Here is a 4,639-nt window from a genome sequence, read left to right on the forward strand (position 1 = left end):
GCGCGACATCGCCGAGGGCCGCGAGATCGGCGACACCACCACCCTCGCCGACTCCACCGTGATGAACCTCATCCAGGCCCAGCTCCCCCCGGCGGGCAGCGAGGGCTGACCGGGAGCGGCGGCGCAGCAGGGCGGACGCCGCCCGATGCGGTCTACACTCCGCAGCATGCTGCGCGTACTGGCCGTCGACGACGAGGCGCCGGCGCTTGAGGAACTGCTGTACCTCCTGCGCTCCGACCCGCGGGTCCGGAGCGCCGAGGGCGCCGGCGGCGCCACCGAAGCGCTGCTCCGCCTCAGCCGGGCACTCGACGCGGGACCCGACAGTCCGGAAGCCGTCGACGTCGTCTTCCTCGACATCCACATGCCGGGCCTGACGGGGCTCGACATGGCCAAACTCATCGCCGGGTTCGCCCGGCCTCCGCTGATCGTCTTCGTCACCGCCCACGAGAACTTCGCCGTCGCGGCCTTCGACCTGAAGGCCGTCGACTACGTGCTCAAGCCGGTACGACGGGAGCGGCTGGCCGAGGCGGTCCGGCGGGCGAGCGAACTGGCCGAAGCCGCGCGCGAGGGCGCCCCCGTCCCGGCCGACGTCCCGCCGGAGGCGCCCTCCGTCACGGCGGAGAACGCTCCGCCCGGGGGCCCGGCCGAGTACATCCAGGTGGACCGCGCGGGTGTCTCCCGGCTCGTGCCGCTCACCGACATCGCCTACGTCGAGGCCCACGGCGACTACGCACGGCTGCACACGGCCGACGGCGACCACCTCGTGCGGATCCCGCTGGCCGTCCTGGAGGAACGCTGGGCCCCGCACGGCTTCGTCCGCATCCACCGCAGCCACCTCGTCGCCCTCGGTCGCATCGACGAGCTCCGGCTCGACTCCGGGGCGACCACCGTGCGCATCGGGACCACCGTCCTCGCGGTCAGCCGCCGCCACGCCCGCCACCTCCGCGACCTCCTGATCCGTCGCGCCCACGGCTGACACCCCGGCGCCGTACCGCATCACCGCACCGCCGTACCGCCCGCCCGAGGTCCGGTCCGCACCTCCGCCGTCACGCTCCGCAGCACCTCACCACGGCGTCGGATTCCTCCGCACATGACCTACCTTCTTCCGCCGCCGCTCTGTACTCTTCGAGGACTCCGGACACCCGTCCGGACGGTCCCGACGATGCCGGAGCCGATGCGATGCCAGCAGAGCACCGACCCCGCCGCGAGGTGGTCACCGGCATACCCAGACGCGCCGGCCGTCCGCCAGGTGACCGCCCCGCGCGCAGCGAGATCGCCGAACGGACACCCCTCGGGGACGTGTACGTGCGCTCCCTGATGCGGAGCCAGCTGCGCGCGGGGCTGTCCGCACTGGGCCTGCTGCTCCTGCTGGTCGGCACCCTCCCGCTGCTGTTCGCCTCCCCCACCGCCGGCTCCGTCCCGGCCCGCGGTCCGGTCCTCTGGGCCGTGCTCGGCGTGGCCGTCCACCCGGTGATCTGGCTCGTCGCCCGCCGCTACGTGCGCCGCGCCGAACGCAACGAGCGCGACTTCACCGGGCTCGTCGAGGGCCGCTGAGCACGGCGACGGGATCGGACCGGTGAACCAGACCTACGCGGTGACGGCCGTCGCGCTCGTCGTCGTCGCCACCGTCCTGATCGGCGCGCTGGGCCTGCGCGTCTCCCGCACCACCTCCGACTTCTACGTCGCCTCCCGGACCGTCGGCCCCGGACTGAACGCCGCCGCCATCAGCGGCGAGTACCTCTCCGCCGCCTCCTTCCTCGGCATCGCCGGACTGCTCTTCCTCCAGGGCCCGGACATGCTCTGGTACCCGGTCGGCTACACGGCCGGGTTCCTGGTCCTGCTGGCCCTGGTCGCCGCCCCGCTGCGCCGCTCCGGCGCGTACACCCTCCCGGACTTCGCCGAGGCCCGGCTCGAATCGCCCGCCGTGCGCCGGCTGGCCGCCCTGTTCGTCGTCGGCATCGGCTGGCTCTACCTGCTGCCGCAGCTGCAGGGCGCCGGCCTCACCCTGGAGATCCTGACCGGCGCCCCCGGATGGCTCGGGGGCGTCGTCGTCGCCCTGGTCGTCACCGGAGTCGTCGCCGCCGGCGGGATGCGCAGCATCACCTTCGTCCAGGCCTTCCAGTACTGGCTGAAGCTCACCGCACTGCTGGTCCCCGCCTTGTTCCTGCTCGCCGCCTGGTTCGGCGACGACACGCCGCGGGCCGGGTTCGACGCGACGGCCGTCCTCCGGCAGCACACCGTGGTGCGGATCGACGACACCGTCCGGGTCGACCTGGACGAGCCGCTGACCGTGGGGGTCACCGGCTCCGTCGACGGTGCCCGCCACGGCGGGGAGCAGCTCACCCTGGACAAGGGCACCCACCGCATCGCCGCCGGGACGGAGCTGTCCTTCGCCCCCGGCACGGAGGTCCCCCGAAGGGTCTCCACCGGGCCCGAGCCGGTCCGTTCCTCGCCGTTCACGGAGGACGGCGGCCAGGCCCACCGGCTGTACGCGACGTACGGGCTGATCATGGCGACCTTCCTCGGCACGATGGGGCTGCCGCACGTCGCCGTCCGCTTCTACACCAGCCCCGACGGGCGGGCGGCGAGGCGTACCACGCTGGTGGTCCTCGCGCTGGTCGCCGCCTTCTACCTGCTGCCGCCGGTGTACGGCGCGCTGAGCCGCGTCTACGCGCCCGAGCTCGCCCTCACGGGCGCGGCCGACGCCGCGGTGCTCGTCCTGCCGGAGCGCGTGATCGGCGGCGTGACGGGGGACCTGCTGGGTGCGCTGCTGGCCGGTGGCGCGTTCGCGGCCTTCCTGTCCACCGCGTCCGGGCTGACCACGTCCGTCGCCGGAGTGCTGTCCCAGGACGTCCTGCCCTCGGCCGGGGTCCGGTCCTTCCGGCTGGCCGCCGCCATCGCCATGGCCGTGCCCTGTGCGGTGAGCGTCACGGCCTCCCACGTGCCGGTCGCGGACGCGGTCGCCCTTCCCTTCGCCGTGGCGGCGTCCTCCTTCTGCCCGTTGCTCGTTCTCGGGATCTGGTGGCGCCGGCTGACGCCGCCGGGCGCCGCGGCCGGACTCCTCGCCGGAGGCGGCTCGGCCCTGGTGGCCGTCCTGGTGTCCCGGTCCGGGATCGCCCCCGGGGGCTGGGGCGGCGTCCTGCTGGCCTGGCCGGCCGTCTGGTCGGTGCCGCTCGGCTTCCTCACCATGGTGCTGGTGTCGCTCGCGACACCGCGGCACGTACCGGCCGGGGCCGCCGCCGTCCTGGCGCGGCTCCACCTGCCCGAGGACATGATCGGCCTCCCCCGGCCGGGGCCGGTCCCCGGCCCGGGCGCCGGTGGCGGCGCCGCCCGGCAGCCGGATCCCGCGGGGCGGCCGTGACCGCGGCGACCGTCACCACCCTGTGCACCGCCGTGGCCGTGCTGCTCGCCGTCGGCTTCCTGCTCGGCCGGGCGAGCGTACGGCGGGGGCCGGAACGGGACCTCGATCTCGGGACCCCGGTCGAGCGGGCGACGTTCCAGACCCTGCACACGGCGTCCCTGGCCGCCCCTCCGCTGCGGGCCGGGCTCACCGGGGACACCGCCCGCAGGGCCGCCCGCCAGCTGCGTTCCCTGCTCGGCACCGAGGCCCTGTGCCTCACCGACCGGGAAGCCGTCCTCGCCTGGGACGGCCGGGGCGCCGACCACCATCCGCAGCGGGTGATGGGGCGGATCACGGAGGTCCTCGCGTCGGGGCGCAGCCAGAGCGTCCACACCGGCTGCGACGATCCCGCCTGCCCGCTCCGCTGGGCCGTCATCGCCCCGCTGACCGGGGAGGAGGGCGTCCTCGGCGCGCTCGTGGCCTACGGGTCACGCGAGTCCGCGGTGCTGGTGCGGGCCGCGACCGAGGTCGCCCGCTGGGTGTCCGTGCAACTGGAGCTGGCCGAGCTGGACCGCTCGCGGACGAGGATCATCGAGGCGGAGATCCGTGCGCTGCGGGCGCAGATCTCCCCGCACTTCATCTTCAACTCGCTGGCCGCGATCGCGTCCTTCGTCCGGACCGACCCCGAGCGGGCCCGTGAACTCCTCCTGGAGTTCGCGGACTTCACCCGGTACTCGTTCCGCCGGCAGGGCGACTTCACGCACCTCGCCGACGAGCTGCGGTGCATCGAGCAGTATCTGGCGCTGGCGGGCGCCCGGTTCGGCGACCGGTTGAAGGTGACCCTCCAGGTGGCTCCCGAGGTGCTCCCCGTCACCATGCCCTTCCTCTGCCTCCAGCCGCTGGTGGAGAACGCCGTCAAGCACGGCCTGGAGAACTCCGGGGGCGAGTGCCGGATCTCCATCTCCGCCCAGGACGCCGGCGCCGAGGCGGTGGTGACGGTCGAGGACGACGGGGTCGGCATGGACCCGGCGGAGCTGCGACGTGTCCTGGCCGGGGAGGCGGGCGGGGCGTCGGGCATCGGTCTGTGCAACGTCGACGAACGGCTGCGGCGGGTCTACGGCGACGACCACGGGCTGGTCGTCGAGACGGCCGTGGGGGCGGGGACGAAGGTGACGGTCCGGCTCCCCAAGTTCCGCGCGGGTGACTGCCGGTGTCGAGGTCGGAGAGGTTGACCAGCTCACAGTTCTGCACGTTGGAGCGGTCGTTGTAGTTGCTGATCGCGGTGCGGCAGGAGTGGAA

4 protein-coding genes are annotated in these 4,639 nt (G+C 74.2%); all 4 read left to right on the forward strand.

The genetic code is table 11. From position 1 onward, the window contains the following. Positions 1-166: 166 nt before the first annotated feature. The 4 genes from ABZY91_RS41370 (at position 167) to ABZY91_RS41385 (ending at position 4,572) form a co-directional block, all read left to right on the forward strand. Complete coding sequence (locus tag ABZY91_RS41370) at positions 167-976, forward strand: LytTR family DNA-binding domain-containing protein (RefSeq protein ID WP_355409332.1); 810 nt, start codon at positions 167-169, stop codon at positions 974-976. A 203-nt stretch (positions 977-1,179) separates the two neighbouring features. Continuing rightward, positions 1,180-1,554 (forward strand): hypothetical protein, encoded by a 375-nt coding sequence (locus ABZY91_RS41375; protein ID WP_266308914.1) that lies wholly within the window; start codon positions 1,180-1,182, stop codon positions 1,552-1,554. Positions 1,555-1,576: 22 nt separating this feature from the next. Beyond that, complete coding sequence (locus ABZY91_RS41380) at positions 1,577-3,361, forward strand: cation acetate symporter (protein ID WP_355409334.1); 1,785 nt, start codon at positions 1,577-1,579, stop codon at positions 3,359-3,361. Beyond that, positions 3,358-4,572, forward strand: a complete 1,215-nt coding sequence (locus ABZY91_RS41385) for a histidine kinase (protein WP_355409336.1) — start codon at positions 3,358-3,360, stop codon at positions 4,570-4,572. The genes ABZY91_RS41380 and ABZY91_RS41385 overlap by 4 nt, the downstream gene beginning before the upstream one ends. The last annotated feature ends 67 nt before the right edge of the window (positions 4,573-4,639 follow it).

This window comes from Kitasatospora sp. NPDC002965 (assembly GCF_040611255.1).
Lineage (GTDB): Bacteria > Actinomycetota > Actinomycetes > Streptomycetales > Streptomycetaceae > Kitasatospora.